This window comes from Endozoicomonas sp. ALD040, assembly GCF_049275945.1.
Taxonomy (GTDB): Bacteria; Pseudomonadota; Gammaproteobacteria; order Pseudomonadales; family Endozoicomonadaceae; genus Endozoicomonas_A.
This window is the reverse complement of the sequence record NZ_CP184829.1, coordinates 2,810,466-2,835,930: the sequence shown is the minus strand read 5'-3', so window position 1 is coordinate 2,835,930 and position 25,465 is coordinate 2,810,466. Positions and strand designations below refer to the sequence as shown.

The 25,465-nt window shown below is 49.0% G+C and carries 28 protein-coding genes; 14 read left to right on the top strand and 14 right to left on the bottom strand.

Features of this window, described 5'->3' with window-relative positions; all coding sequences use genetic code 11:
- Window positions 1-43 precede the first annotated feature (43 nt).
- Window positions 44-550, top strand: a complete 507-nt coding sequence (locus tag ACOJUN_RS10115) for a DUF29 domain-containing protein (RefSeq protein WP_422136507.1) — start codon at window positions 44-46, stop codon at window positions 548-550.
- Window positions 543-1,037: a DUF29 domain-containing protein gene (locus tag ACOJUN_RS10110; RefSeq protein ID WP_422136506.1), complete on the top strand. Its 495-nt coding sequence runs from the start codon at window positions 543-545 to the stop codon at window positions 1,035-1,037. The genes ACOJUN_RS10115 and ACOJUN_RS10110 overlap by 8 nt, the downstream gene beginning before the upstream one ends.
- Before the next feature lie 37 nt (window positions 1,038-1,074).
- Here the strand turns inward: ACOJUN_RS10110 and ACOJUN_RS10105 are convergent, their stop codons facing one another.
- The gene (locus ACOJUN_RS10105; RefSeq protein ID WP_422136505.1) at window positions 1,075-1,977 is read right to left on the bottom strand and encodes a hypothetical protein; all 903 of its coding nucleotides are present in this window, start codon (window positions 1,975-1,977) and stop codon (window positions 1,075-1,077) included.
- 474 nt (window positions 1,978-2,451) lie between these two features.
- Window positions 2,452-2,793: a hypothetical protein gene (locus ACOJUN_RS10100; protein WP_422136504.1), complete on the bottom strand. Its 342-nt coding sequence runs from the start codon at window positions 2,791-2,793 to the stop codon at window positions 2,452-2,454.
- A gap of 977 nt (window positions 2,794-3,770) precedes the next feature.
- On the opposite strand from ACOJUN_RS10100, the gene ACOJUN_RS10095 reads away from it, so the two are divergent.
- A complete protein-coding gene (locus tag ACOJUN_RS10095; RefSeq protein ID WP_422136503.1) occupies window positions 3,771-4,016 on the top strand; it encodes a hypothetical protein in 246 nt (81 codons plus the stop codon).
- A 52-nt stretch (window positions 4,017-4,068) separates the two neighbouring features.
- Here the strand turns inward: ACOJUN_RS10095 and ACOJUN_RS10090 are convergent, their stop codons facing one another.
- Both ACOJUN_RS10090 and ACOJUN_RS10085 read right to left on the bottom strand, forming a co-directional pair.
- A complete protein-coding gene (locus tag ACOJUN_RS10090) occupies window positions 4,069-4,323 on the bottom strand; it encodes a Txe/YoeB family addiction module toxin (protein WP_422136502.1) in 255 nt (84 codons plus the stop codon).
- Window positions 4,320-4,574, bottom strand: a complete 255-nt coding sequence (locus tag ACOJUN_RS10085; RefSeq protein ID WP_422136501.1) for a type II toxin-antitoxin system Phd/YefM family antitoxin — start codon at window positions 4,572-4,574, stop codon at window positions 4,320-4,322. The genes ACOJUN_RS10090 and ACOJUN_RS10085 overlap by 4 nt, the downstream gene beginning before the upstream one ends.
- 93 nt (window positions 4,575-4,667) lie before the next feature.
- On the opposite strand from ACOJUN_RS10085, the gene ACOJUN_RS10080 reads away from it, so the two are divergent.
- From ACOJUN_RS10080 to ACOJUN_RS10070, 3 genes are all read left to right on the top strand, one after another.
- Window positions 4,668-4,958 (top strand): hypothetical protein, encoded by a 291-nt coding sequence (locus ACOJUN_RS10080; protein ID WP_422136500.1) that lies wholly within the window; start codon window positions 4,668-4,670, stop codon window positions 4,956-4,958.
- A 271-nt stretch (window positions 4,959-5,229) separates the two neighbouring features.
- Window positions 5,230-5,772, top strand: coding sequence for a hypothetical protein (locus tag ACOJUN_RS10075; protein WP_422136499.1), 543 nt, complete (start codon window positions 5,230-5,232; stop codon window positions 5,770-5,772).
- A gap of 141 nt (window positions 5,773-5,913) precedes the next feature.
- Window positions 5,914-6,531 (top strand): hypothetical protein, encoded by a 618-nt coding sequence (locus ACOJUN_RS10070; protein ID WP_422136498.1) that lies wholly within the window; start codon window positions 5,914-5,916, stop codon window positions 6,529-6,531.
- A 196-nt stretch (window positions 6,532-6,727) separates the two neighbouring features.
- Here the strand turns inward: ACOJUN_RS10070 and ACOJUN_RS10065 are convergent, their stop codons facing one another.
- The 4 genes from ACOJUN_RS10065 to sfsA all read right to left on the bottom strand — a co-directional run bounded on the left by ACOJUN_RS10065 (window position 6,728) and on the right by sfsA (window position 10,910).
- Entirely contained in the window at window positions 6,728-7,915 is a 1,188-nt protein-coding gene (locus tag ACOJUN_RS10065; protein ID WP_422136497.1) for an FAD-dependent oxidoreductase, read from the bottom strand.
- Window positions 7,916-7,941: 26 nt separating this feature from the next.
- The gene (locus ACOJUN_RS10060; RefSeq protein WP_422136496.1) at window positions 7,942-9,087 is read right to left on the bottom strand and encodes a DegT/DnrJ/EryC1/StrS family aminotransferase; all 1,146 of its coding nucleotides are present in this window, start codon (window positions 9,085-9,087) and stop codon (window positions 7,942-7,944) included.
- Window positions 9,084-10,022 carry a Gfo/Idh/MocA family protein gene (locus ACOJUN_RS10055; RefSeq protein ID WP_422136495.1) on the bottom strand — a complete coding sequence of 313 codons (939 nt, stop codon included), beginning with the start codon at window positions 10,020-10,022 and terminating at the stop codon, window positions 9,084-9,086. The genes ACOJUN_RS10060 and ACOJUN_RS10055 overlap by 4 nt, the downstream gene beginning before the upstream one ends.
- A 153-nt stretch (window positions 10,023-10,175) precedes the next feature.
- Window positions 10,176-10,910 (bottom strand): DNA/RNA nuclease SfsA, encoded by a 735-nt coding sequence (gene sfsA / locus ACOJUN_RS10050; RefSeq protein WP_422136494.1) that lies wholly within the window; start codon window positions 10,908-10,910, stop codon window positions 10,176-10,178.
- A 346-nt stretch (window positions 10,911-11,256) separates the two neighbouring features.
- Between sfsA and dksA the strand changes: the two genes are divergently transcribed.
- From dksA to ACOJUN_RS10035, 3 genes are all read left to right on the top strand, one after another.
- Window positions 11,257-11,700 carry an RNA polymerase-binding protein DksA gene (gene dksA, locus ACOJUN_RS10045; RefSeq protein WP_422136493.1) on the top strand — a complete coding sequence of 148 codons (444 nt, stop codon included), beginning with the start codon at window positions 11,257-11,259 and terminating at the stop codon, window positions 11,698-11,700.
- A 134-nt stretch (window positions 11,701-11,834) separates the two neighbouring features.
- A complete protein-coding gene (gene gluQRS / locus ACOJUN_RS10040; RefSeq protein WP_422136492.1) occupies window positions 11,835-12,752 on the top strand; it encodes a tRNA glutamyl-Q(34) synthetase GluQRS in 918 nt (305 codons plus the stop codon).
- Between the two features lie 63 nt (window positions 12,753-12,815).
- Window positions 12,816-13,589, top strand: coding sequence for a hypothetical protein (locus ACOJUN_RS10035; protein ID WP_422136491.1), 774 nt, complete (start codon window positions 12,816-12,818; stop codon window positions 13,587-13,589).
- 13 nt (window positions 13,590-13,602) lie between these two features.
- Here the strand turns inward: ACOJUN_RS10035 and ACOJUN_RS10030 are convergent, their stop codons facing one another.
- Together ACOJUN_RS10030 and ACOJUN_RS10025 are read right to left on the bottom strand one after the other, a co-directional pair.
- Window positions 13,603-13,923 (bottom strand): type II toxin-antitoxin system RelE/ParE family toxin, encoded by a 321-nt coding sequence (locus tag ACOJUN_RS10030; protein ID WP_422136490.1) that lies wholly within the window; start codon window positions 13,921-13,923, stop codon window positions 13,603-13,605.
- A complete protein-coding gene (locus ACOJUN_RS10025) occupies window positions 13,920-14,162 on the bottom strand; it encodes a type II toxin-antitoxin system ParD family antitoxin (RefSeq protein ID WP_422136489.1) in 243 nt (80 codons plus the stop codon). The genes ACOJUN_RS10030 and ACOJUN_RS10025 overlap by 4 nt, the downstream gene beginning before the upstream one ends.
- 139 nt (window positions 14,163-14,301) lie before the next feature.
- On the opposite strand from ACOJUN_RS10025, the gene ACOJUN_RS10020 reads away from it, so the two are divergent.
- From ACOJUN_RS10020 to ACOJUN_RS10005, 4 genes are all read left to right on the top strand, one after another.
- Window positions 14,302-14,478 carry a hypothetical protein gene (locus ACOJUN_RS10020; RefSeq protein ID WP_317143910.1) on the top strand — a complete coding sequence of 59 codons (177 nt, stop codon included), beginning with the start codon at window positions 14,302-14,304 and terminating at the stop codon, window positions 14,476-14,478.
- Window positions 14,468-17,479, top strand: coding sequence for an ATP-binding protein (locus tag ACOJUN_RS10015; protein ID WP_422136488.1), 3,012 nt, complete (start codon window positions 14,468-14,470; stop codon window positions 17,477-17,479). The genes ACOJUN_RS10020 and ACOJUN_RS10015 overlap by 11 nt, the downstream gene beginning before the upstream one ends.
- Window positions 17,476-18,858 carry a sigma-54-dependent transcriptional regulator gene (locus ACOJUN_RS10010; RefSeq protein WP_422136487.1) on the top strand — a complete coding sequence of 461 codons (1,383 nt, stop codon included), beginning with the start codon at window positions 17,476-17,478 and terminating at the stop codon, window positions 18,856-18,858. The genes ACOJUN_RS10015 and ACOJUN_RS10010 overlap by 4 nt, the downstream gene beginning before the upstream one ends.
- A gap of 257 nt (window positions 18,859-19,115) precedes the next feature.
- Window positions 19,116-19,709, top strand: a complete 594-nt coding sequence (locus tag ACOJUN_RS10005) for a hypothetical protein (RefSeq protein ID WP_422136486.1) — start codon at window positions 19,116-19,118, stop codon at window positions 19,707-19,709.
- A gap of 8 nt (window positions 19,710-19,717) precedes the next feature.
- Here ACOJUN_RS10005 and ACOJUN_RS10000 read toward each other — a convergent pair whose 3' ends face one another.
- The 4 genes from ACOJUN_RS10000 to ACOJUN_RS09985 all read right to left on the bottom strand — a co-directional run bounded on the left by ACOJUN_RS10000 (window position 19,718) and on the right by ACOJUN_RS09985 (window position 24,232).
- A complete protein-coding gene (locus ACOJUN_RS10000; protein WP_422136485.1) occupies window positions 19,718-20,068 on the bottom strand; it encodes a hypothetical protein in 351 nt (116 codons plus the stop codon).
- Window positions 20,069-20,076: 8 nt separating this feature from the next.
- Complete coding sequence (locus tag ACOJUN_RS09995) at window positions 20,077-21,663, bottom strand: hypothetical protein (protein WP_422136484.1); 1,587 nt, start codon at window positions 21,661-21,663, stop codon at window positions 20,077-20,079.
- Window positions 21,664-22,064: 401 nt separating this feature from the next.
- Window positions 22,065-23,543: a dihydrolipoyl dehydrogenase family protein gene (locus ACOJUN_RS09990; protein ID WP_422136483.1), complete on the bottom strand. Its 1,479-nt coding sequence runs from the start codon at window positions 23,541-23,543 to the stop codon at window positions 22,065-22,067.
- 2 nt (window positions 23,544-23,545) lie between these two features.
- Entirely contained in the window at window positions 23,546-24,232 is a 687-nt protein-coding gene (locus tag ACOJUN_RS09985; RefSeq protein WP_422136482.1) for a TVP38/TMEM64 family protein, read from the bottom strand.
- Between the two features lie 208 nt (window positions 24,233-24,440).
- Between ACOJUN_RS09985 and hemB the strand changes: the two genes are divergently transcribed.
- A complete protein-coding gene (hemB, locus tag ACOJUN_RS09980) occupies window positions 24,441-25,439 on the top strand; it encodes a porphobilinogen synthase (RefSeq protein WP_422136481.1) in 999 nt (332 codons plus the stop codon).
- The last annotated feature ends 26 nt before the right edge of the window (window positions 25,440-25,465 follow it).

Sequence of the window (25,465 nt, the reverse complement as noted above, 5' to 3'; positions counted from 1 at the left end):
CAATGGAGGTATTTTTTTAAAGGTATCCAGTTAAGGTAAAACGATGAATAGCTTATATAACACTGATTATCATCAATGGCTGAGTCAGCAGGTGACCCTGTTGAGAAATCGTAATTTTGAACAATTAGACCTCGAGAATTTGTTGGAGGAGTTGGAGTTGGGGATAGAATCCAAGGTAGACAATCTGGAGAGCTATCTAATTAATCTCATACTTCATTTACTTAAAATGGATTATCAAACATCCGTTCTGAAGGATTCGGTAGCCTCTGAAAGAGTAATTAAAGGTTGGATGGATACTATCGATAACGCCAGGGATGCGATTAATAGATTAATCATAAAAAATCACAGCCTAAAACAACGGGTGAAAGATGTTTTAAGTGAGTCGTATCCTGCTGGGAAAAAAGGAGCCATTCGGGAAATGAATCGTCACATGCCGCCAAAATGCCCAAAACTGGATAACAGCAGCTTTCCCGACACCTGCCCTTGGTCTTTTGACCAAATGATGTCTGAAGACTGGTATCCACTGAACGGAGTAAGCCTTTATGAGTAGTTTATACAAAACCGATTACACCCAATGGCTGACCCAACAGCGTGAACTGCTGGCCCAGCGCCAATTTGACAAACTCGACATCGACAATCTGTTGGAGGCGATGGAACAACGTATGGGCGATACGAAAAAAGAATTAAGGTCTTATCTAAGAACATTGCTCATACATCTTTTGAAATACGCTTACCAAAAGCTAGTATTGAAAGATTCGTGGGTAGAAGACAAAGTTCTCTACACTTGGATACCCAGTATCAACAACCCGAGAGTAGATATTAAAGACCATATAAAAGAAAACCCCTGTCTTCAGCCAAAGATAGACGAAGTACTTGCAGAAGCCTACTCTCAGGCTAAAAAAGAAGCCGTCAAACAAATGAACAAATACATCAAGATCGAAAGCAAGCGCCTGAACAAAAGCGGCTTCCCCGAGTATTGTCCATGGACGTTTGAAAAGATCATGGATGACGACTGGCTACCGGAGGTTGGAAAATGAGTAGTTTATACAACACAATTACAGAACAGCCAAAGCATCACCACTCTGACCCGAGTGCAGAGTAATCGATTAATGCTTTTATCTTTATGGAGCACAGTTGCAAGACAAAAATCAGTGCACGGACACTCTGAACCTGCTCAGGCTCTGTGGGGTTGACTGATTGAAGACAGAAGTGAAGCTGATGACAAGCGTCCACCCAGTCACTACAGTACATCCGCCCTTCTTCAACGTCATAAAGAGCATGTCTGACACTCTCTAACCCTGATCGGATGGTCTGTTTCAGTGTCTCGAACCGGCTGACCAATTGCGGTAATTCTGCCCGCAATGAATTGACCACGCCTGAACCGTTGTTTCCAGCCAGCGACAAGAATAATTGGTACCCATACAACATTGTGTGAGCCCCATGAAGCAGCCGATTCACGTTGTCACTGGTCTCTGCCAGTAATTTTAATCCTTCCGGTGTCATGCTCAGTTTTTCCGGGTTTGCGAGACAATCCAGTCCGCCACCGGAGTTAAAAAATGGTTGCAGTCGGGCGTTTTGATCCCTGAGCCACTGAAAACCGCTGTCGACCTGATCGAATGTGCCTTCAGGGGGGAGAAAATCCTCCCATGATGGGACGGCTTTGGCTAACGGTAATACAGAGAAAGCAGAGGGCAGGCTTCTGTCATTGTCCGTTGTTCTTGCGAAGCAGGCTTCGCTGAGGCTCTCGCCAGAGGCAATGGCCTCTTCAGTGCTTGCCGAAGAGTACATTCCAGTTTCAGCCTCGCTTAACATTGCTTTTCGAGCCGCAAGACTTGTACCTGCTTGCGAAAGTTGACCAACACGTGGAATAGACGGCACTGCAACCGTTTTGGTATCGGAGTCCTGTGCGCCACCCTGCTGCGGTTGAAATACCGTAGCAGCTGCAGTGCTGGTTGTTTGGCTTTCTCCATAAGTCATAATCTATCCTCCATGAAAATTAATAATTTAGAATCGGCAGCGGACATAAAAGTTCTCGCCCTCCTACGTATTTGGACAGGCAACGGACATAAAAGTTCATATTTCACGTTGTCGATGAGACTGGAGAATCCCGAGGCCCGTCAAGAACCAATTTCAAAGCAGTGTCAGAGGAAACCCGGAGGCAGGCTACCTGGTAAGAGCACAAGTGAGTGCACTGAGATGTCTGATGCAATCCAATATCTCTGGCTGTATCAATCCGGGGTTGGCTTTGCCAGTCTCGAATATGGCCTCCTTAAAGAACTTGTGGTTCAGGGGAGGCCATTTTTTACCCTGCACGATGGTTTCGCCAGAGTTCTTTCGAGTCACACCGCAGAGGCGGGTTTACCAGGGTTTGGTTCTTTGAGTAACCTTAGTGGCGAGCCCAACCATTCTTATATAGCTCCTTATCTTTGTCTGCCTGGTGGTAAGCTTGGGCTACAGCCCGATCGGCCTATTGCTTTCCGTAGAGCGCGAATGAGCTTTAGTCACGACATCATTTTCCACACGACTACCTGCATCAATAAGACTTTGCACCAGAGTCGCATCATCCTGACTGACTTCTATTGTTAAGCATGTCTCCTGCAGCATAGTGTTAGCCTCGAAGAGAGATGCTGCCCGGTCTGCTTTGAGGCTTTTGCCCGTTTCCGAATGATCTGCAGGTGGAATAGACGTTACAACAGTAACCGTTTTGGTCTTGGACTCTGGTGCGCTATTCTGCGACGGTTGAAATACCGTACTAGCTGCAGGACTGGTTGTTGTGGTTACTCCGTAAGTCATAATGAATCCTCCATGAATAGTTAAGAATGGGCAATGGACATTAAAATCCTTGTCCACCTAAATACTTAGACAGGCAGAGGGATATAAAAGTTCATATTTCACGTTGTCGATGAGACCGGGGAATTTCGGTGCGAGTTTTTTAAGAACCAATCTTAAAGCAGTGTCAGGCGAAACCAGGAGGCAGGTTGCCTGGTGAGAGCGCAGGTGAGTGCATTGAGATGTCAGTCAGAATATTACTCGCTGAATCAATCCGGATTTGCTTTGCCAGTCTCGATAACGGCCTCCTTAAAGAACTTGTGGTCCAGAGGAGGCCATATTTGCACCCTGTACGATGGTTTCGTCAGAGTTCTTTTGAGTCGCACCGTCAGAGACGGTGGATTAGGTGGCTTACGCTAGAGAAGATCTATAAAAGTTTTCCAGAGCCTTAGCCAATTGCTCAGCCTCTCTTTGACGCTGCATCTTTGCCTCTACGAGACCTTTCGCAAGAGCCCAATCTGCGTCAGTGATTTCGGAATCACTGACACTATCGGCTTTTGTTTTATTGCTATGCAGAGCCAGCAAAAGACTTTCAGCCTTCCGGTCTGACAGGCTTGTGACTGTTTTCTAATGTTCTGCACGTGGAATAAACGATACAGTGTCAACATCATGCACGAATCCAGCATTGCTAAAGACTGCATGAGGAACAGACTGTACAGTGCCCGTTTTGGCCTTGGACTATGGTGCGCTATTCTGCGGCGGTTGAAATACTGCACCAGTTGCGGTGCTGGTTGTTGTGGTTACTCCGTAAGTCATAATATATCCTCTATGGGAATTAAAAGTTAAGAAAAGGCAACGGACATTATGGCAACTACTTTGGTTTTTATGGCAGCGAAGCCGACGGCGGTGGCTTTATCTTTGATCCAGAGTCTGGCGACTTTAACGAACAGGGTCAGTATGCCAGTGCCTGCTTTCGTGATCTGGAAGATGACAACCTGTATATGGGCACCGGTGCCAGCATCAAAGCCTGGGATAAAGGCACAGCACTGCTACCCTATCAATGGCGCAGCAAGGTCTATCAGGGCAGCCCGGTCAAGTCTAACGCCGCCAGGGTCCAAGCCAGCAGTTACAACAGTCTGACGTTTAAACTCTATCGCGATGATGAACTGGTGATGACACAGGCCGTGACTCAGATCGGGGCTTTCGTCTGCCAGCCGGTCGGAGTTCACGGTGGCATTTTGAGTTAGAGGGAACCGATACCGTGACCGCTGTGATTATGGCCAGCAGTATGGGGTCACTTTAATAATGAAAACGACACTGAGCTATAAATAAACCGGCATCAGTCACTCTATAAACAAGGCGGTGCTCCCGATCAATACGCCTCGACCAGTAACCCGACTTATCATGTTTAAGTGGTTCTGGACAACCCAGACCTTCGAACGGCTGCCGCTTAGTGTCTTTTATTAAGGTATTAATACGCTTTAGCATTCTGTTGTCATGAGACTGCCAGAACAGGTAATCTTCCCATGCGGTTTCAGCCCAAGAAAGTATCATTCCTCTATTAGTCCATGCTGGACTGCATTACCGGCCTCAATTTCAGCGATGGCTTCATTTAAACGACGAGCATTTTCAGGGCTGGACATTAGATAAGCCGTTTCCTGATAAGCATTGAAATCTTCGACAGACATAAGTACAGCTGGCTTACCATTTTGCCGTGTGACCATTACAGGCTTGTGGTTATCATTCACCCTATCCATGGTACTGGCCAGCTGTGCACGAAAATCTGAATAACTCATAACATCCATGATGCAAACTCCAGTATTTATTTTATTGGCTTCATTGTACGCATATACGTACTTATAGGCGAATAATGATTAGAAATAAAGGACTAACGAATTATGAGCTTCCCTGCACTACCCAGCAGTGTTGACCGCTACGTTCGGGAAATCCTGAACCGGCTATTGGGTCGCACCGGGGCCGCCGGTGATGCCGTTGTCTTGCGCCGTGATCTGGTGCAGTTGGGTCTGGCGGGCAGTCAGGGGCAGAACCTGGAGCTGCCAGCATCGTCGGACTATATCACTCAGGTACTGCAACCGGTGGAAGGGTTGAGCATTCCCGACAAGCCCACCACGCCGGAAGGTCTTAAAGTTCACATTAACCTTAATACTTGCACAGGCAACGGACATTAAAGCTCAAGTTTGCCCTTTAAGACCTCGAAGTTTTTCCAGCCCAGCAAATTCATTACTTCGCCATTAGTGGGCTTTACCCTTCTTGCGAAGGCTTCTTAGTAACATCCCCGTTAGCCCTTACAAGAGCCTTTAGCCTGAATTGTGGCAATTCTGGAGGAACTTTTGCGGCATGATTCGATCTAAATATTTAATGCCAGCGATTACAGCCAGCATTAGTGCAATGGAAAATCCTGAGGTGTAAATAACTTAATTTTCTAAGGAGAGAAGAAATATGAATACATTAGATTTCCCACCGGTGATAACACAGCCGCAACTGACGGTTCAGATAGCACCGGATAATAACTGTAAGTGTCCGGATGGCGCTGTTTCAAAGGTTGGCGGCGGTTCCGTGATCGGTGGTGTTGTCGGTATCCTGTGTGGTGCTGCTACAGCCTGCTTGAACCCCGTAAATGCCTACACCAGCTCAAGTAGTGCTGCTGTAGGTGCCTCTGCTGCCTGCTGTCTTGTTATTGGCACTGTTGCTGGAGCCGCTGTTGGCACTTATGTTGCCTGCAAATCCCCCAGCTGCACCGGGCTTCAGGAACGAGCAATTACAGGATTTACGATGACGAACATCCTCACCGGTGAGCAGCAACAGTGTCAGGAGCTAACATCGGCATTGACTTCATTGGCCGCAGGCAATAGTTCTGGCAGTACCGGTCCTGTTCGGTCCCAGCCAACTGCTGCTGGCTGTCCCCGGATAGGAGCTGCTGTTCGTTATCAGCCAAATGCGGGTGATCCTTCCTTATCTCTTAACTTAAAGATCTATCCGTAGAAGCGCTACTCCCGGCGCAACTCCGGAGGAACTTTTGCAGCATGATTCAGTCTCAGAATTTAATCCACCGGGTACAGTCAGCATTAATGCAATGGAAAATCCCGGGGTGTAAATAACTTATTTTCTGAGGAGAAAAGAAATATGAATGGAGCAAATTCTGCGTTCCCACCGGTGATAAAACAGCCACAACTGACGGCTGACAGAGCATCGGATTCTACTTTTAAGTGTCCGGATGGCGTTGTTTCAAAATGGGTTTTACCGGTTGGCGGCGCTACCTTGTTGAGTGGTGCTGTCTCAGCTCTGGGTTGTTATTGTGTAGCCGGTTTCAAGCCCGTAGGTGCCTACCTCGGCGGTCCTGTTGGCGCTATTGTTGGCGCTGGTATTAGCTGCCTTTGTGTTGCTGGCAATGACTTCAGGGGCACTGATATTCGGGAGCGAGAGATCACCAACTCTATCAGGATGGACACCCTTTCCAATGCGCTGCAACCGTCTCAGGAGCGACTATTGACAGTGTCTTCATCAGACACAGGAAATAGTTATGGCTCTTGCAATCCTGTTCAGTTTCAGCCAAGGAGGACTGCTGTTCAGTCCGATTCTGATGATAGCTCTTCGTCCAGTTCATCAGACGACGACCTGTTTGACAGCGCCATTCCTTCTGTTTTCAGAGCCAGGGATGGGGCCGACATTGCCTCCGGATTACTCACGAATATGGCCCTCAGTGCCGGCAGGCTGGCTGCTGTGCGTTCATCTCTCCGGTAATTGTTCAGGTAACAAAGTTGAGAGTTGGGTTTACCGTTTGGAGGAATTTCCGGACTCGGAACGGTTGCCAATTCTTTGGCTGGTTTTGCTGTAGCCATCGGCAGCCCCATAGTTGGTCATTATGCCTCTTTGGCGCTGCTGTTTTTTTGACTTCGGCTGGGTTCATCGGTCCGTTCTTTGATACCTGCTCAGCGTCTCAATGAGGGTTAATTGGATAGCCAAAAAACTGCTTGTTTTCCCTTAGTATTTTTGTAAATAAGGCTTCATTCAGAGCCTTATCCGAGCCGTCATTGTGGTCGACAAAAGTGGCTCCCAGTAACCCTCCCCCTCTGGGCATAAAATAGATGTCCGCTTTATCCGCAGGGCTGGTTCGTTTCGGTGCTCCCGGCGGCTGGTAGCGAGTGTAAATAATGTAGTCGAGCTTTTTCAGGGGTTGATGAGCCAGATCCAGCAACAATCCCATGTTTGGGTAGACCCTGTCATCGTGATTCAGTTTGCCGGCCCCGAGCCCGGAACAGTTAAAAACAACATCGGTTTTAATATCATCCAGACTGTCCACTGTCTTATGGATCACGGGAATCTTTCTGGTTCTGAGTTCACGATCAAAGGCTGCCATAATGACAGCAGTATCCATAAAGTAAGTCCGGAATTTTTGCATCGGGTAACTCACACCGGTCGAAAACTCAACCACGCCTTTCTCTGGTTTGGGTAACAATCCTGCCTCGGCAAAGGGCTCAATACCGGTATAAGTTTCCAGGGGACCTTCCTCGTCTTCTTTGCCCAGACCACTGTAAACATCAATAAGATGAACCCCTTCATTGATGATGGGATGGGTTCCGCTGTCTACCCTTTGGTAACCCTTGAGCGTCTCAATGGCCAGCTGTTCAGCCTCTTTTTTCTCTGTTTCATTTTCTGTTGCCAGAGACACCATGGCCAGATAGCCGGTTGAGTTCAGAGAAGCAATACGGTTGTCTTGCTCGGCGACAATACGAATGCTCCGGTAGCCTGCATGATGGAGTGATAAAGCCAAGGCTTTTCCCATACAGCCCGCGCCAATGACCGTAATGGGGACCTGGTCGTTGAATTTATGCTCTCTGGCCTTCTTCTCAAACAGGGCCATAGCCTTGTCGACACTCCCCCAGAGAAGCGTCCAGCCACTGCCTCCATGACCGTATAAATGGACTCTTAACTGTTCACCCAGACTCTCGGCACTAATCTCTGGCAACCCTTTTCGCATAGGGCGAAGACAGACAACCTTGCGATCAATATTGCCGATCATCACCACTCGCCCCTGAGCATCAAAGTGGGCATCGTCCAGCTGAACCGCCTCAAGCTGATCATAAAACGGGGCTGAATGGACCACTTGAGAGGAAAAAAGGGCCATTACCAATACCGCACAGTGCCAGTTATTCAGGGTGCGACTCCGGCGAACCAGTACGCAAATTCTGCACTGTCATCCGAGAAGAAACGGGAAACCGACTCAGCGACCCGATTCACTTGTGTCTCCGTCATCCCCGGAAAAACAGGCAGGGAAAGACAATGCCGGGACACCTGCTCGGCAACAAAAAGATCCTGTGTCATTGGCAAACCCTCAAACACCGGCTGCTGATGCAGTGGCATCGGATAATACAGGGCTGATGCAACGCCCTGGCTGGCCAGATGCTCCCTCAGTTGATCTCGCTGATCGGTCAATACCGTAAACTGGTGGTAAACATGCTCCTGTCCTGTCGGCAACAGAACATCCATCCCCTGCAGACAGGAGCGGTAGTCTTCTGCTATTTTTTTTCGCTCTTCGTTATAACGTGCAATATGCTTTAGCTTGACCCTGAGCAGCGCCGCCTGCATTTCATCCAGTCGACTGTTGAAACCCATGCGTTCATGTCGGTATTGGGCGCTACTGCCGTGGTTTCTCAATAGCTTAAGCTGCTCCGCCACAGACTCCGTCTTTGCGGTGATTAGACCGCCATCACCAAAACCACCGAGGTTCTTGCTGGGGAAAAAACTGAAACAACCAAGGTCACCCCAGGTTCCCATCATTCTGCCGTTGACTGAAGCACCAAAAGACTGGGCGCAATCCTCAATCAGCAGCAGAGATCGCTCCTCACAGAGCCTCTGAATTTCCTGAATACGGGCAGGCAAACCAAACAGATGAACCACCAGCACTGCACGAGTGTGTTCAGTAATCGCTTCCTTTACCCGAAGCGGATCAATATTAAACGTCTCTGGTTCTATATCCGCAAACACTGGTGTTGCTCCCACCCGAACGATGGCCTCAGCGGTGGCAAAAAAAGTAAAGGGCGTCGTGATGACTTCGTCACCAGGCCCCAGACCCGCTGCTGAGAGTGCAAGCACCAGGGCATCGGTGCCATTAGCGCAGCTGACTGTATGATTAGCCTGGAGAAAGGTTCCGACTTCCTGCTCAAAAGCCATCACCTCCTCTCCCATCAGAAAACGACCTGAGTCGAGTACCCGTGTGGCCGCCGACCTGAGTTCCTGCTGAACAGGCTTGTGCCAGGCGAGTGTATCCACCATCGGGATCAGTGGTTCCGAGCTCACTGGATGCCTCCTTCAATGATGTCGGAAATCCGGGTAGCTAACTCCAGGGCACGCTGGCCATCTTCACCGCTGACCCTGGGTGCTTTTGAGTGACGAACACAGTTTAGGAAATCTTCTATTTCCCTGCGCAGGGAGTCGCTGTCTTTATAATTCAGTGCATCACACTCAATATTTGGAATGCCGGGAAACATCTCACCTTTGCCTTTGTAAAAGTGCGACAGATTCAGAGACTGAAAGTCGATACAAATGCACGACTTCTCCTGAAAGATGTGCATTTTTCGCTTGGCTTTCTGACTGATCCGGCTTGCGGTCACATTGGCTACGCAGCCACCGCTGAATGTCAGCCGTGCCTGGGCAATATCCACCGAGTCAGACAGAACAGCGGTACCGTTGGCAGCGACATCCACCAGTGGTTGGTTGACCATGCTGAGAATAATATCCAGGTCATGGATCATAAGATCCATAACCACATTGATATCCATGGAACGTGGCTTGAATCCGGCCAGCCGGTGGGACTCAATAAAGCGGGGTCTGTTCAACAGCGGGCCTACCCCGGAAAGTGCTTCGTTAAAGCGCTCCAGGCAACCTACCTGCAGAACCAGCTTCTGGTGTCTGGCTATCTGAACCAGCTCATGGGCCTCATTCAGGCTGGAGGTTATGGGCTTTTCGACCAGTACATGCACACCAGCCCTGAGAAAATCCCTGGAAATCTTATGATGAAGCAACGTAGGTACCGCAATACTGACAGCATCCACCTTATCTAACAGTTGTTGGTAATCAGCGAAGAACTCTGTAGCACAGTCTCTGGCAACAAGACGACCACTGTCTTCATCAATGTCTGCCACCCCGACCAGCTGAGATCCAGGTAACATGGCGTACTTATGGGCGTGAAACTTTCCCAGATATCCCGTCCCGACTACTGCGGTTCTGAGCATTAAAAGGTTCCATAACGTAATGATGTCACGCCCTTAAAAATAGACGTAATTTCGCAGGCTACACGAACCATCATGCAAAAAGAGGAATGAAATATAGCCACTGGATCTGGAAATCAGGGCAGGCGACTTATCAATGGTTGTTGAATCAGCCGATTATTGAATATCAAAAACGGGCAATGTCCGGGTCAGAGTAATTTCCTGCGTCGATATATCAGCGCCCAGAGCCATAATTTCAACCCCTGCTGCTGCAGCTTCTTTAATGGCCCGACCGTATTCCGGGTCAATATCATGAGCCGGAGCGACACGTTCAATTCCCGTGTGTTGAACACAAAACAGCAGCACCGCCCTATAGCCTGACTCAACCACGGCCATCAACTCCCTGAGATGCTTTGTCCCTCGTGTGGTGACAGCATCAGGAAACAAGCCCAGACCATCACCCACTGCCAGAGTGACACTTTTCACTTCAACATAACAATCTGGCAAACCTTCTTGCTGCAGCAAAAAGTCGATACGGCTTTTTTCTTCACCGTAAGGTACCTCTCTGCGAACCTTATCGTATTCTGTCAGCCCGGAAATCTGTTTCAGGTTCAGCGCTTCTGCCACCAGTTTGTTGGCTCTGCCGGTATTCAATCCGGCCAGGGTGTTTTTCTCCTCTGATCCGAACATAACGGGGATCTCGGCCAACTCCCAGGTGCAGGGATATTTCCGTTTGGGATTGCCGGAATCGAGATACCAGACCTGTTTACCCGGATAGAGACAATTTTTCATGGAACCGGTATTCGGACAGTGAAGGGTAATGCTACTGCCATCCTCCAGCTCAACATCTGCCATGAACCGTTTATAGCGACGAAGCAGGAGGGCTGACTGAAGATTTTTTTCAAATTTCATATCAATATTTTATTAAATCGGACGTTAATATTCTAAATCTGAATTCTATGATACTCAGTTGACGGTTTCCTCCGACAGTATTTTGTGATTACTATGTAATATGTGGATGATCACTTGTCGACAGCGGCAGAAGCATTTTTTTATGGCGCATTGCCATAGGTTTTGGTAGTTTCATCGCTTCTGTGAGGAAGGCAAGAGGCATAGGGGCCAGATTTAGCAGCTGATTCTGGCAACCCGTAGTGTTGACCTCAGCTTTCAAGGAAGCCGGTCTTATCCGGCGTTCGGATGGAAAGCTTGGCAAGAAGTATGTCGAGCTACTTAATGAGAAGGTGATGAGGCTGTAATCATGTCAGCACAGAAAAAAGCCGATCAAGGTAATTTGCTTCGCTCTTTCACTCCGTATGTGGAGAAAGAAGGCGAAGAATACATGAATGAAAAGCAGGTCGAACATTTCACCAACATCCTAAGGCAATGGAAGCAGGAGTTGATGGAAGAAGTGGATCGCACCGTAAACCATATGCAGGATGAAGCAGCTAACTTCCCTGACCCGGCTGACCGTGCCAGTCAGGAAGAAGAGTTCAGCCTGGAGCTACGCACCCGGGATCGCGAGCGCAAACTGATCAGAAAAATCGATAAAACTCTGACTCGTATTGAGGAAGAAGATTACGGTTTCTGCGACTCTTGCGGTGTCGAGATTGGTGTGCGCCGTCTGGAAGCTCGACCTACAGCCACTCTTTGCATCGATTGCAAAACCCTGGCTGAAATCAAGGAGAAGCAGCTGGGTCAATAATACCCGGTCATTGCTGACTTTACACAAAGCCGCGAATCATATCGCGGCTTTGCTGTTTTTGCGTTTATCAAACTGTATTGCCGAAGCATCGACAATACTCCCTTTCATCTGCTTATGGTCTGATGAGCCTGAACATGCCGACAGCAAAAAAACCTGCTCTCAGTCAAGAAAAGTCAAACTACATTGGCCGCTTCGCACCTTCTCCTTCCGGTCCACTACACTTTGGCTCACTGGTCGCCGCGCTGGCCAGTTTTCTTGATGCCCGCTCGCAAAACGGAATCTGGCGGGTCCGCATGGAAGATATTGATCCTCCCAGAGAACAACCTGGCGCAGCCCATCAGATTCTGAAGTCGCTGGAAGTCTATGGCTTGCTCTGGGATGACCAGGTGCTCTACCAAAGCGAGCGTTACGAGGCGTACCAGGACATCATCAGTGACCTGAAGGTCAGAGGTTTCGTATACCCCTGCACCTTTACACGCAAAGATCTTCATGGGACAGGAGGCGTCTATCCGGGTATCTGTCGAGACAAAACAGTCAACACAAAATCCCCACACTCCCTGAGGGTCAGATGCCCTGACACAATCATTGCGTTTCAGGATCAGATTCAGGGATCGATCGAATATGCGCTGCCAGATCTGGGTGACTTTATCATTCAACGCAAGGATGGTCTCTTTGCCTATCAACTGGCCGTCTGTGCAGACGACGCTTACCAGGGAATCACACACATCGTCAGGGGTCATGATCTTCTCAATGCCACGCCCTGGCAGATCCATCTGTTGTCTCTGCTTAACACTGCTGCGCCTGTTTATGCTCACGTTCCTGTTATCACCCTTGCAAACGGCGACAAGCTCAGCAAGCAGAACCATGCTCCCGGGATTCCTCTTGATCGACCTGAACAACAGTTAATTAAAGCGCTGAGGGCATTGGGACAAAATCCGGATGCCGAACTGGATGGCAGCAGTGTTTCCGAGATTCTGCAGTGGGGTATAGCGCACTGGCAGATAGAAAAGGTCGCAAAACAGCCTATTGTGCCACTGGCGACTTTATCCTGAAGATCGGGAGTGGTATACATAGACTATTAACCTTGTCGAGAAAGATGTGTCTAAGGAGTGGATATGTCCGTCATCAACACCGTTATTAAAAAAATTGTACGTCGTTGGCTGCCTGCTGCCACATTGCTTGTTATCCCCCATTCTCTGGCGTTTACCTCTCAGGAAATCGAGCCCGTCCCGGGAGCTACATTCGATGTTACCGACTCTGAGTTCTGTCAAAAAGCTCGTTTTGAACGCGAAAAGGCTGTTGGCAAAGAGCCGGATCTTTCGAAAATTGAGGTGGTCACCGCACAGGATGCTGCACTCTGCTTTACCCCGGATGAAAACCTGTTTTTCGTTGCTAACCAGGAAGCACAGAACATCCTTGGTCCTCACGCTCCCTGGTATTTGCAGATCAGCCGTGAGTTTCGTGAACGGGTGAAAGAAGCCTGCAAGATTATGGGCTACCAGAACGACGATGTCAGCCGGGCTTACGATCACTGCCTGGAGGACCGCTATGAAGAGCTGATGGGCCCTTACGAAGATAAGTATCGCAGGGAAGCAGGAAACTACCTCAGCAAAAGAAGACAGGTGGCAGAGAGTCTGGTGGTTCGTTGCGATGCCGCGTTGAGTATCAAACGCTCTCGCCTGCCAAGAGACCTCAAATTCCCTCTGGCTTATTACGATAAGCACATCAACGCCCTGCCCAGCTGGTTTCTGGAAGAAAAACTGGACGACACTGACTGGATCAGGAAAATGGCTGACCTGAAAGCCAACGAACTAATGAGCGACGTACTGGGCGACGACTGCCCGGGCAATATGGTTTACTGGGTGACCTACGATCCACCGGGTGTTTGATGTGGACATTTCCTCAGGGTAGAAACTTTTCTTTCGGGCTTCCAACTCTACTTGAAATGTCTGCTTTTTGATGTATGACACTTACAATGTCTGGCTGATGACGGGTCAATTTATAAAAAATAAGATGAGATCCCGCTAGAGCGCTTAGATATCCTGATTTGATCTCATGCCTTGGTTGACCCGCCTTGGGATTTTCAGCCAACCATTCAAATTTATCCGTTATCAAGCGTACGTAGTCGTCGGCTTGTTCCACACCCCAATGATTGAATGTATAAAGCCAGATTTTCTCAAGATCCATCAGAGCTTTTTTACGAATTTTATATTTACTACTCACAAATGTTTCCTGTGCAGTTCAGCCAATAAACCATCCGTACTGAAGTCTTCTGCAACCTGGCTATTTTCTCCCTCTTCCAACTCTTTTCTGAGAGCCTCAAGTTTTACTTCATCCTCTTCTAACTTCCGCAATCCTGCCCTGACCACTTCACTGACCGACTGATAACGGCCTTCCTTGATTTTTGCAGCCACAAACTGCTCAAAGTGATGCCCAAGTGTCACAGATGTATTTCTGCCCATTAACAAGCTCCTGTATTAGTTTGTCGTTACATATTAATACAAACTTCAGCACCTCCCGAGATAAATTCACCCTCTTTTGCGGTTTATCTCAACACTGGTTAACATGGACAGTCCGATTTAAAGCTCGTACTGAAGTTTCATGTACATCTATCGTCTGGTTCTGCTTCTGGTTATCAGTATCTACCTTTTCTCTCCCGCCATCATGGGATGGTGGATTACGACTGGCGATAGCTGGTACCAACCCTGGATTCTCTGGTTTTTCGTGATTCTGGCAGGCTTCCTGCTCCAGCCGAGAGGGAAGTCCGATGAGTTTTGAGCTCGAAGAACTCCTGCTGGTCAGTGTCGCCTATTTGCTGGCCTTGTTCTTTTGTGCCTGGGCGACCGAGAAAGGTCTGATTCCCAGGAAAATCACCCGCCACCCTGCTGTCTATGTGCTGTCTCTGGGTGTCTACGCCTCCAGCTGGGCCTACTTCGGCAGTCTGGGTTTCGCGAATGAGCATGGTTATGTTTTTCTTGCTTTCTATCTGGGTGTGAGTGGTGCTTTCCTGCTGTCTCCGGTTTTGCTCCATCCGATTCTTAAGATTACCCGAACTTACCAGCTCAGCTCACTGGCAGACCTTTTTGCGTTCCGGTTCCGTAGCCCTGTCGCCGGAACCCTGGCCACTGTATTGATGCTGACCGCAACCATGCCTCTGCTATCACTGCAAATTCAGGCGGTATCCGACAGTATTCACCTGATCAGCAAGGAGTACTCTCCGGAACGACTGGCCATCGTTTTCTGTGTCATGGTAGCCCTGTTTGCGGCTCTGTTCGGGACTCGTAATCCCTCAACCCGTGACAGACATCAGGGTCTGGTCATGGCAATAGCGGTTGAGTCAGTGGTCAAACTGGTGGTTATGGCAACCCTGGGCCTGGTAATTTTGTTTGAAGTTTTTCATGGTCTTGATGGCGTGGAAGTCTGGCTTGCTGTCCATCAGGATTCACTGATAGAAATGCAAACACCGCTTGAGGACGGTCCCTGGCGCAGCATGCTGCTGATGTTTTTTGCTTCAGCGATTGTCATGCCACATATGTTCCATATGACTTTTGCCGAGAATCGTAGCCAGCGTTCTCTTCATATTGCCAGTTGGGCACTTCCCCTTTTTCTGCTGATACTGAGTCTGCCCACACTGCTGATTCTCTGGGCCGGTATCAAGCTGGACAGCCCGGTAGCGGCTGACTACTTCACGCTGTTCATTGGTCAGGCTCTGGATATGCCATGGCTAACCATTGTCGCCTACATAGGAGGGCTGGCGGCTGCCAGTGGCTTGACGATTGTCACAATACTGGCCCTGTCTTCAATGATCATGAACCATATAGTGTTACCCTATCACCCGCCTCGCCTTCAGATTGAGGTGAACATCTATCGCTGGCTGATCTGGTTCAAGCGATGCATTATTGTGGCACTGATTGTCAGTTCCTACGGCTTCTATCGCATGCTCGAAGCCGAGCGCGCACTCTATAATCTGGGGGTTATTGCCTACGTAGGCGCCCTGCAACTTCTGCCGGGAGCGCTCTGCGTACTCTATTGGCCCAAAGCCAATCATAAAGGATTTATTGTCGGCCTGATCGGCGGTACCACCTTCTGGTTCTTCACTATGATGTTGCCCCAGATGGTCGATTTCAGCCTCTTCAGTTCGACCATGAATGAAGTTTCGACCTATCTTTACCAACAGTGGCATCTGTTGGGTATGACTGCCTTGTCGGTCAATGCAGTACTTATCTATCTGGTCTCGAAGTTTACCCGTATGTCCCCCGAAGAGCGTTCAGCCGCCAGTGCCTGTCTGGTGGAAAGCGATAGCCGAAACGAGCAGAAAGTACCTGAAGCCAAGTCCGCCCATGATTTCCATGAAATGCTGAGCAAACCTCTGGGGGAACTGGTAGCCCAAAAGGAAGTATCCAGAGCACTCAGCGATCTCAACATTAGCGAAGAGGAAAATCGCCCCCATGCGCTTCGTCGGCTAAGGGAGCGGATCGAGAAAAACCTTTCGGGCCTGATGGGACCGACTGTGGCCCACGATATCGTTGACACTTTCTTGCCCTGGGATGAAAACAAGGGTTACGTTACCCGGGACATTCATTTCATGGAATCCCGACTGGAGGCCTATCACAGCCGATTGAGCGGACTGGCCGGAGAGCTTGACGATCTGAGGCGATATCATCGGGACACTCTGAATAATCTTCCCATGGCTCTTTGCTCCGTGGATGCGGCAGGAGAGATTATGCTCTGGAACCAGGCTATGAGTCATATGACCGATATTCCCGCCTCGGATGTCCTGGGCAGCCCTATGAACCAGATTCCAGAGCCCTGGAATAAGATTCTCGGCAACTTTGCCCGGATAGACAGTCACCACCTTCCTAAACATGGTGTAGAAATTAATGGGCAGTTGCGTTATTTCAATCTTCATAAGGCTAACCTTGAAGCACCATTATCCGGTGTCAGTGGCAACAAAGTGATGCTGCTGGAAGATCATACTGAAAACCAGATGCTGGAAGATCAACTGTTTCATAGTGAACGACTGGCTTCCATTGGACAGCTGGCGGCCGGTGTTGCCCACGAGATTGGCAACCCGGTCACGGCTATTGATTGTCTGGCCCAAGAGCTGAAAGCCCTTTCAGAAGAAGACGATACCCGGCAAGTGGCGGGTCAGGTACTGGAACAGACCAAAAGAGTTTCCAGAATTGTGCAAATGCTCATGAGCTACTCCCATAACGGTAAGAATCGATCAGAAACGAGCACTCATGAACCCGTCGATCTTTTTACCAGCGTTCAGGAGTCTATCAGCCTGTTGCAACTTGGACGAAAGAGCAGCAATATCAGCTTTCTTAACTTATGTGATCCAGATCACAGGGTGGCGGGTGACCCACAAAAACTGCAACAGGTTTTCATCAACCTGCTGAATAATGCTGTGGATGCTTCCGATGAGAACAGCACAATCACTATAAGAACATCGGCCTCTGACCATACCATCAAAGTCGACGTCGAAGACCAGGGTCATGGCATTCCTGCCAGCATTCAGGAGCGTCTGTTTGAACCCTTCTTCACCACCAAAGAGACGGGTAAAGGTACCGGCCTCGGTCTAGCACTGACCTGGAATATCATTGAAGAGCACTTTGGTACCATCAGAGTCATCAGCCCAACCGATAAAAATCTGGATAAAGGTACACGTTTTGAAATTTCCCTGCCGCGTCATGAGCCGCAGAGCATCAGGCAGCAGCATGGTTATATGACTTATCGGCCCCATGATTCATGGGAGCAGGAGGGGGAAACCGTATGAACCCGGGTAATATTCTCATTGTTGAGGACGAAGAGATTATTCGTGCCTCCCTGAGAAGATTGTTGGAAAGAAACGACTACAGCGTCAGCGAAGCGGGTTCTGTCCACGAAGCTGAGTTGTCCTACAGATTAAAAGACTTTGACCTGATCATCAGTGATTTGCGCCTGCCTGACTCACCCGGTACCGAGATGATCAACCTTGCTGAGGACGTACCGGTCCTGATTATGACCAGTTATGCCAGCTTGAACTCAGCCGTGAACACCATGAAAATGGGCGCTGTTGACTATATTGCCAAACCCTTTGATCACTCTGAAATGCTGGAACGTGTTGCCGCTATTATGGCAAACAAACCGGCTTTACCTGACAGATCAACTGAAGACGTGCTTAGTGACACACATACAGGATACAGCGGTATTCTGGGGCATTGTGACGCCATGAAGCTGCTCTTCAAACGCATCCGAAAAGTTGCCCCGACCGATGCCACTGTTCTGATTCAGGGTGAGTCAGGTACGGGTAAAGAACTGGTCGCCAGAGCCCTCCATGAGAACAGCCGCCGTGCCAATGGCCCAATGATCTCGGTTAATTGTGCGGCCATTCCGGAGACCCTCATTGAATCAGAACTATTTGGTCACGAGAAGGGTTCCTTTACCGGAGCCACTGCTGCCCGGACGGGCCTGATTGAAGCAGCCAATACCGGCACCCTTTTCCTTGATGAAATCGGTGAACTTCCCCTGGAGGCCCAGGCTCGATTGCTTCGGGTTCTGCAAGAAGGAGAAATCAGAAGAGTGGGCTCCGTGCAATCCCAGAAAGTCGATGTACGACTGATTGCTGCTACCCACAGAAATCTGCGCCAGCTCTCTGCAAGTGGTGACTTCCGTGAAGATCTCTATTATCGATTGAAAGTGGTAGAACTGAGAATTCCGGCTCTGCGTGAGCGAGGCAACGATGTCCTGATGCTTGCAGAGAAGCTGCTGGAAAAAGTCTGCAGCAAGATGGAGCTGGAAGTGTATTCTTACTCTCCTGAAGCCATGGCAGCTATCTGTCAACATCAGTGGCCGGGGAATGTGCGAGAGCTGGAACATGCCATTGAGCGGGCTGTCATTCTCTGTGACGATGACATCATTACGCCTGAAACTCTGGATCTGGATGTTCACGTCAAATCGACTTTCTTCAGGACTGACATCGGCAATACTGACAATAACAACGTGGTTGAGACTCAGGATGGTTTGTCACTGGAAGATTACTTCCAACGCTTCGTGCTTGAACACCAGAATCAAATGACCGAAACCGAGCTGGCTCAGAAACTCGGCATTAGTCGTAAAACACTTTGGGAGAGACGACAACGACTGGGGATTCCCAGGAAAAAAACCACAGCCTGAAACTGTCTGAAGATTAATCAATCTGATCAGGTCATCTTTCTGATTGCTCATCAAGACCCCCAGTTCGATGGGGGCGTTTTAAGCAAATTAAGGATAAATTATTTTTGTAAATAAATAACGGCTCTTTCATAATGGATCGAGCTATCAAATCAATGGGAAGATACCTGAACACTGCCTATAATTTTTTTTGTTGCTTTCGCAACACCTCAGCATCTCTATTTTCATTTTCATTTTCATTTTCATTGAGAATATCTATTATGAATCTGCTACAACCAGACGGCTTATGTCGCAGGGCTTCCCTTGTTGCTTTGTCAGGCCTGTTCATCGGCTTCACTCCTCTCAGCCATGGGGATTTCGCAGACGATGCAACGAAACACGTAGAAGCTATTTTTAATGAGGGCATTGGCTTGAATGGAAACGTTGATCTCGGCAAATGTATAATGCGAGTTGATCCCAACAGTCAGGCAGAAATGAAAAATCCAGCACAAAGTGTTTTTAATCATCCGGGTAGTATCAAGGATGTGGGTATCAGCCTCAATAACTCTCACCTTGTGAGAGTAACCTTTGATGACATGCCAAATCCTACCTACCTGGTGCGCTCTGAAGACCTCATAATCACGTCAGACACCGGCAACAAGCCGGGTTGGGTAATCAGAGAATTCAGGTTTACCAAGGGGGCGGCTATGGAAGCAAAAGTGCAGCTCAATGACAGCGTGGCATGGACCTGGGACTGCAATGACGCCGCTGTTAACATAACTAATGTACTGTTTCGGGACGACCTTCAATCTGCTCAACCCGATCAACCCTCTCAACCCGATCAACCTGACAAAAAGCCACCAGCAGAGTTGTAATGGTATCTTCAGGAGCCGGACTTGAGCTGGGCTATTTTCAGCTCATTTCTGGCCACCTTGAGATGGCTGATGGCGTCCAGGCCCATTTTCTTTAATCTTGACTCCTGGGCAGTCTGTTCACGATAGGCTGCCTCGGCGTCATCCCGCTGGGATTTGAGCACATCCATTTTCTTCGCCAGTTCTTCATCGGCTTCATGACTGGCCTCCAGCAACGCCATCTGCCCATTAAGCCGGGTCAGTTTTTCGGAGCACTCTCCAACCCGGTGCCGGGTTTCTTCAAGATTTCTCAAAATAGAAGTTTCAAAGGCTTCTGCATCACTTACCCGCTGCTGGAGCTGCTGAAGATGTTCAGATTCCATGAATGCTGTTATTTCCTCGCTGCTTCTTTATCAATTCTTTCCAGGTCTTTTTTCATTGACACAGGATATTGCTGCTGGATTTCATCCATACTATCGCCAAACATAATATGTTCAATAAACTCCCTATTAAAGAGCTTGAATTTTTCGGGATCTTTCATGGCTCCCAACAGGCAAGCGCTGAGATTGGACCTGAGCCTGACTTTTTCACCAAAAACCAGTCCTGAAGCCAAAATATCGGCCAACACCTGTCGATAATCACTGGGGTTGCGCAGGTTATCCATGGACTTCTCCAATGCCTGGATACTCATTGCTTTGTGAGGCGTTATACCTTTGAGAAAAGCTCTCATCTGGGTTCCGGAAGGCTTCAAAGGAGGTTGTTCTGACGACTTGAAACTGACCTTGTCGGACAGTGTTCTGGTAATCGCTGGCTTCTGCTCTCCAATTATTGGCTCTGCAACTTTTGATGCTTCATGTTTCTTTAGCGGCTCTTCTCGACTTTGCGTTTTCTCAGGCGGTCCGGTTTTCTTCCGGGAAGCCTGTTTTTCTGCTTTCTTCTGTTGCCTGAGACTTCTATCGATTTCTCTTTGCTCTTGCTTCTTTGCTTTTTCGGATTCTCGCGCTGACTTCACTTTTTCTTTTAACAAGGCCACTTCGAGCTGCAACTGTTTTGCTTCAGCCCTGGCGTCCGAAATGTGTTGCTTGATCAAGGTTTTTACGGCCTCTGCATCAATGCCATGCTTAACCTGCTTTTCATCGGCTTTGGCCAGTAACTTCTCGCCATGGACCGTCAGAGCGTTCGCTTTCTTCTGAGCCCTTTGCAAAGACTTGAGCGCTTCTCCCAATCTTTTGCTGGACTGATCTTTGGCTGCTATCACCTTACTGCGAATTTTAGGTACCGACTTCCCCAGGGATAGTAACTCTTTTTGCAATCTTTCAAGCGCCTGACGCGCTTTCTTACCAGCCTTTGCAGCCTTCTTTTGCTCTGCTTTCAGATCCTTCTGTGCCCGCTCCAGATCCTTCACTTCGTGCTTTCGTGTACTCACCAACTGGTCAGACTCCCGGGCTGCGTAAAATGCCTCACTTTCAGCCCCGGTCATTCTCTTACCGCCCAGTCCTAATTCCAGCAAGTTCTCCTCCAGTACTCCCTGTCTGGCCAGACTGTGAGCCTCGGACTTAAGTTTCCTGGCTTCTTTCAATGATTCATTGGCCTCTTTCAGAGCCGCTGTCAGGGCATCTTTGCTGCTTCTGTCGACTTTGGGTCTTGCTTTCGAGCCTTCCCAAGAAATTTTTTCCCGAACATTACTGACTTTGGATAAAAGTTGCTCTTCGCGGGAAGGTCCTGAAGGCAATTTCTTCTTCACATCATCGGGCGAAGCCGCCTGAATATCGAATTCTGACAGGCTTTTGCCAGACAGTCCGGAAGGCTCAAGGCTGCCATTATTCAGACTGACACTCAGATCAACCCCGATGATAGAGTCACGACTAAGACGAGCAGGATTTTCAGCTTCTTGCCGGATGAGAGGCGCTGAGTCCGTTCCTGAAGTTTTGGGGAGGGTTGGGGATATCCCTGCCTGTGAAATGCTGGATTGAGACATCGGGTTCCTGATCATTTTGTAAACAGGCCTCGGAGAAGAGACCCTTTATTTTTAATCTAGCAGCCTGTCGGAATTGAGCGTCCGTAGCGAGGATTGCGAGAAATTGAGGATAAAAATTTCTGATTCCGAGGAGAATAGCGAGCTATTTGACGAGGGAGCAGGAATTTTTAGACCAATTTATCGCAACCGCAGTAGGACAGTCTTAAATCCGACAGGCTGCTAGGAGGCTGACCGAGAATAGACTGCCCTACTGCGGCGGCAGCAAATTGGTCTGAAAATCCGCTTTTGTTCGTCAAATAGCTCGCTATTCTCCTCACAAAACCGAATTTTCATCCTCAATTTTCTGCCGTCCTCGCTACGGGCGCTATTCTCGGTCAGCCTCCTAGGAGCCAGGATCTGAGTCAGCGTCTCATCCAGTCATGATACTTCTTGACCCACTTCAACAAACCTTCCGGCGCATGGGCCCGTTTCCACTCACCTGCAGCAAACTTGTTGGATTCGCTGAGCGTAGGGTAAATGTGAATAGTGCCAAGAATCTTGTTCATTCCCAGACCGTGTTTCATGGCGGTGATGTATTCGGTGATCAGTTCACCGGCATGGTAACCCACGATAGTGCACCCCAGAATCTTGTCACTGCCCGGCCTGGTAAGAACCTTGATAAACCCTCTGGCTTCCTCATCGGCAATAGCCCTGTCCAGATCATCAATACCGTAGCGGGTGATTTCGTAGGGAACTCCCTGTTCTTTGGCTTCCGTTTCATTAAGGCCTACTCTGGCCACTTCCGGATCAGTAAACGTACACCAGGGCATGACCGAGTAATCCACTTTGAACTTCCTGAAGCGTCCGAAGAGTGCGTTCACAGAGGCATACCAGGCCTGGTGCGCTGCTGCATGTGTGAATTGATAAGGTCCCGCCACATCACCGCAGGCGTAGATATTCGGGAATCGTGTCTGCAAATATTCGTTCACAGCAATGGTTCCACGCTCTGTGGTTTCTAGCCCGAGCGCTTCCAGCCCCAGGCTGCCGGTGTTGGCTTTGCGACCTGTGGCAAACAGGACAGCATCGAAATCAATGTCAACGGTTTGGCCTTCATGCTCAGCTACCAGCCATTGTTTATCACCGTCTTTGTGAAAGGATCGGGTTTCGTGCTTCAGCTTAAGATCAACCCCGTCTTTGCGAAACTGGGACATCACCTCCAAAGAAACATCCGGATCTTCCCGGTGCAGCAGGCGGGGACCATGATCGAGCAGAGTCACATTGACACCCAGTCGGGTAAAAGCCTGAGTCAATTCACAACCGATCGGTCCGCCGCCGACGACCAGCAGCTTTTGTGGTTTTTCACGAATATCCCAGAGAGTATCTGATGTGTAATGGGTAATCTGATCAACACCGGGCAAAGGCGGCACAAAGGGTCTGCCGCCACTGGCGATAATAATATTTCGGCTGGAAATCCGCTGACCGTCCACCTCAATTTCCCAGGGACTGACCAGCCTGGCTTCACCCGTAACGCAGTTTACGCCCAGACCGGTATAACGTTCGACCGAATCATGGGGCTCAACCTGCTTAATGACCGATTGCACTCGTTCCATTACAGCGGTGAAATTGACATCAGCCTGCACATTCTCCAGGCCAAATTCGTCGGCTCGCTTCATGTAATGGGCCATCTTGGCAGATCGAATCAAAGCCTTGCTGGGAACACAGCCGGTATTAAGACAATCGCCACCCATTCTATGCTTTTCAATCAAAGTGACTCTGGCTTTCACGGCCGCTGCAATGTAGCTGCTTACCAGTCCGGCAGAACCCGCTCCTATCACAGTCAGGTTATTATCGAACCTGCGGGGTTTTCTGAAGCCCTTGTAAACACCGGAATGACCCAACATGCTTACTCCTCCTTATTTTCTTCACTGATTGAAGGCTTTTTGATCAGGCTGATAGCTTTACGTGCCAGCCATGGGAAAATCCCCAATAATACAAAGGAACCAATAAGCCCCGGTGTTAAAATACCACTGACGGATAATTCCTGAACCTGTCCCAGCTGAGCACCGGCATTCACATACACAGCCGTTCCCGGCAGCATGCCAAGCTGACTGACCCAGTAAAACGTTCTGGCTTTCATGGGCGTCAGCCCCATAACCAGGTTAATCACAAAGAAAGGAACTGCTGGAATCAATCTCAAGGTCAGAAGATAAAACAGACCGTCTTTCTCAATACCCTTGTTAATGGTTGCCAGATATTGGCCAAACTTACCCTGGACCCATTCCCGCAACAGCGTTCTGGAAATGAGGAAAGCCAGGGTGGCCCCTATCGTGCTGGCAAAAGAGATCACTATCAGGCCCGTCGTAAACCCGAAAATAGCACCACCAACCAGAGTAAGAATAACAGCGCCCGGAAGCGAAAGCGCCGTTACAGCCACATAAATGGCAAAGAATACGGCAATGGTAAGTGCAGGATTATCGCTGTAAAGCGACTGAAAATAATCACGAGTCAGATATTGTTGTGCATCCAGTGCAAAAAATGCAGTAATGGCTGCCATAACAGCCACCAGTAGAATGATTTTACTTTTATTCATACAAGGAATCTTCCTGCGGAACGGTTGCAACATCCTGTCGGGAAAGCGCATAACGCATCTTTTTCGTATAATGCCTGTCAGACTATACGTTAGCTACACCCATAAGGTTTCACACGTCATGAACCGGACATTTCGCTCTATCCCCTCATAACGAACAGGGTTGACGAGCGAAACAAATACTTTTAACCACCCTCTTCAGAGTGTAATTATGATCCAGCGACCCTTCCCGGCAAGCCGTCCCAGACGCATGCGTTTTGACGATTTTTCCCGCCGTCTGATGAGAGAAAACCGCCTCACTGCGGATGATCTGATCTACCCGGTATTCATTCTTGAAGGCTCTCGTCACCGGGAAGCTATTCCTTCAATGCCGGGCATAGAACGAATGACGGTCGATGAGCTGATTCGTGAAGGTGAAGAGCTTCTGGAGCTGGGTATTCCGGCCATTGCCCTGTTTCCAGTCACACCGGCTGAGAAAAAGTCTGATGATGCCGCCGAAGCCTGGAATCCGGAAGGCCTGGTTCAGCGGGCCGTTCGTGAGTTAAAACAAAAACTGCCGGAGCTGGGCATTATTACTGATGTGGCCCTGGACCCATTCACCAGTCATGGACTGGACGGTCTGATTGATGAATCAGGTTATGTCGTAAACGACCCAACCGTTGATGTCCTGGTTAAACAAGCTCTGTCTCATGCCGAAGCAGGAGCTGATATTGTCGCACCCTCCGACATGATGGATGGCCGAATTTCTGCCATTCGCACCCGACTCGAAGAGACCGGTCACCTGAACACCCGGATTCTCGCCTACTCTGCCAAATACGCATCCAGCTACTACGGCCCATTTCGCGATGCTGTCGGCTCTGCGGGCAATCTGGGCAAAAGCAACAAGCATAACTTCCAGATGGATGTAGCCAATATTGATGAAGCTCTGCATGAGATCGCAGCAGACCTCAATGAAGGAGCCGACATGATTATGGTTAAACCCGGTATGCCTTATCTGGATGTTGTCAGAAGAGCCAAGGATGAATTCAAGGCACCCACCTTTGTTTACCAGGTCAGTGGCGAGTACGCCATGCATCAGGCGGCCATTGCCAACGGCTGGCTGGACCGAAATGCCATCATGATGGAGTCTCTGCTCTGTTTCAAACGAGCCGGAGCCGATGCCATTCTGACCTACTATGCCAGAGAAGCGGCTCGCCTGATCAGGCAATAACGCCTTAGCACTCAACTCAGTCATCA

What these genes read in the sequence shown, in the direction of transcription:
- ACOJUN_RS10025 (WP_422136489.1), bottom strand. Translation starts at nt 14,162, where the DNA reads ATGGGCAGAAATACATCTGTGACACTTGGGCATCACTTTGAGCAGTTT.
- gluQRS (WP_422136492.1), top strand. Translation starts at nt 11,835, where the DNA reads ATGCCGACAGCAAAAAAACCTGCTCTCAGTCAAGAAAAGTCAAACTAC.
- ACOJUN_RS10020 (WP_317143910.1), top strand. Translation starts at nt 14,302, where the DNA reads ATGTACATCTATCGTCTGGTTCTGCTTCTGGTTATCAGTATCTACCTT.
- ACOJUN_RS10100 (WP_422136504.1), bottom strand. Translation starts at nt 2,793, where the DNA reads ATGACTTACGGAGTAACCACAACAACCAGTCCTGCAGCTAGTACGGTA.
- sfsA (WP_422136494.1), bottom strand. Translation starts at nt 10,910, where the DNA reads ATGAAATTTGAAAAAAATCTTCAGTCAGCCCTCCTGCTTCGTCGCTAT.
- ACOJUN_RS10105 (WP_422136505.1), bottom strand. Translation starts at nt 1,977, where the DNA reads ATGACTTATGGAGAAAGCCAAACAACCAGCACTGCAGCTGCTACGGTA.
- ACOJUN_RS10090 (WP_422136502.1), bottom strand. Translation starts at nt 4,323, where the DNA reads ATGATACTTTCTTGGGCTGAAACCGCATGGGAAGATTACCTGTTCTGG.
- ACOJUN_RS10085 (WP_422136501.1), bottom strand. Translation starts at nt 4,574, where the DNA reads ATGGATGTTATGAGTTATTCAGATTTTCGTGCACAGCTGGCCAGTACC.
- ACOJUN_RS10075 (WP_422136499.1), top strand. Translation starts at nt 5,230, where the DNA reads ATGAATACATTAGATTTCCCACCGGTGATAACACAGCCGCAACTGACG.
- dksA (WP_422136493.1), top strand. Translation starts at nt 11,257, where the DNA reads ATGTCAGCACAGAAAAAAGCCGATCAAGGTAATTTGCTTCGCTCTTTC.
- ACOJUN_RS10015 (WP_422136488.1), top strand. Translation starts at nt 14,468, where the DNA reads ATGAGTTTTGAGCTCGAAGAACTCCTGCTGGTCAGTGTCGCCTATTTG.
- ACOJUN_RS10065 (WP_422136497.1), bottom strand. Translation starts at nt 7,915, where the DNA reads ATGGCCCTTTTTTCCTCTCAAGTGGTCCATTCAGCCCCGTTTTATGAT.
- hemB (WP_422136481.1), top strand. Translation starts at nt 24,441, where the DNA reads ATGATCCAGCGACCCTTCCCGGCAAGCCGTCCCAGACGCATGCGTTTT.
- ACOJUN_RS10005 (WP_422136486.1), top strand. Translation starts at nt 19,116, where the DNA reads ATGAATCTGCTACAACCAGACGGCTTATGTCGCAGGGCTTCCCTTGTT.
- ACOJUN_RS10070 (WP_422136498.1), top strand. Translation starts at nt 5,914, where the DNA reads ATGAATGGAGCAAATTCTGCGTTCCCACCGGTGATAAAACAGCCACAA.
- ACOJUN_RS10095 (WP_422136503.1), top strand. Translation starts at nt 3,771, where the DNA reads ATGGGCACCGGTGCCAGCATCAAAGCCTGGGATAAAGGCACAGCACTG.
- ACOJUN_RS09990 (WP_422136483.1), bottom strand. Translation starts at nt 23,543, where the DNA reads ATGTTGGGTCATTCCGGTGTTTACAAGGGCTTCAGAAAACCCCGCAGG.
- ACOJUN_RS10055 (WP_422136495.1), bottom strand. Translation starts at nt 10,022, where the DNA reads ATGCTCAGAACCGCAGTAGTCGGGACGGGATATCTGGGAAAGTTTCAC.
- ACOJUN_RS10000 (WP_422136485.1), bottom strand. Translation starts at nt 20,068, where the DNA reads ATGGAATCTGAACATCTTCAGCAGCTCCAGCAGCGGGTAAGTGATGCA.
- ACOJUN_RS09985 (WP_422136482.1), bottom strand. Translation starts at nt 24,232, where the DNA reads ATGAATAAAAGTAAAATCATTCTACTGGTGGCTGTTATGGCAGCCATT.
- ACOJUN_RS10110 (WP_422136506.1), top strand. Translation starts at nt 543, where the DNA reads ATGAGTAGTTTATACAAAACCGATTACACCCAATGGCTGACCCAACAG.
- ACOJUN_RS10035 (WP_422136491.1), top strand. Translation starts at nt 12,816, where the DNA reads ATGTCCGTCATCAACACCGTTATTAAAAAAATTGTACGTCGTTGGCTG.
- ACOJUN_RS10010 (WP_422136487.1), top strand. Translation starts at nt 17,476, where the DNA reads ATGAACCCGGGTAATATTCTCATTGTTGAGGACGAAGAGATTATTCGT.
- ACOJUN_RS09995 (WP_422136484.1), bottom strand. Translation starts at nt 21,663, where the DNA reads ATGTCTCAATCCAGCATTTCACAGGCAGGGATATCCCCAACCCTCCCC.
- ACOJUN_RS10080 (WP_422136500.1), top strand. Translation starts at nt 4,668, where the DNA reads ATGAGCTTCCCTGCACTACCCAGCAGTGTTGACCGCTACGTTCGGGAA.
- ACOJUN_RS10115 (WP_422136507.1), top strand. Translation starts at nt 44, where the DNA reads ATGAATAGCTTATATAACACTGATTATCATCAATGGCTGAGTCAGCAG.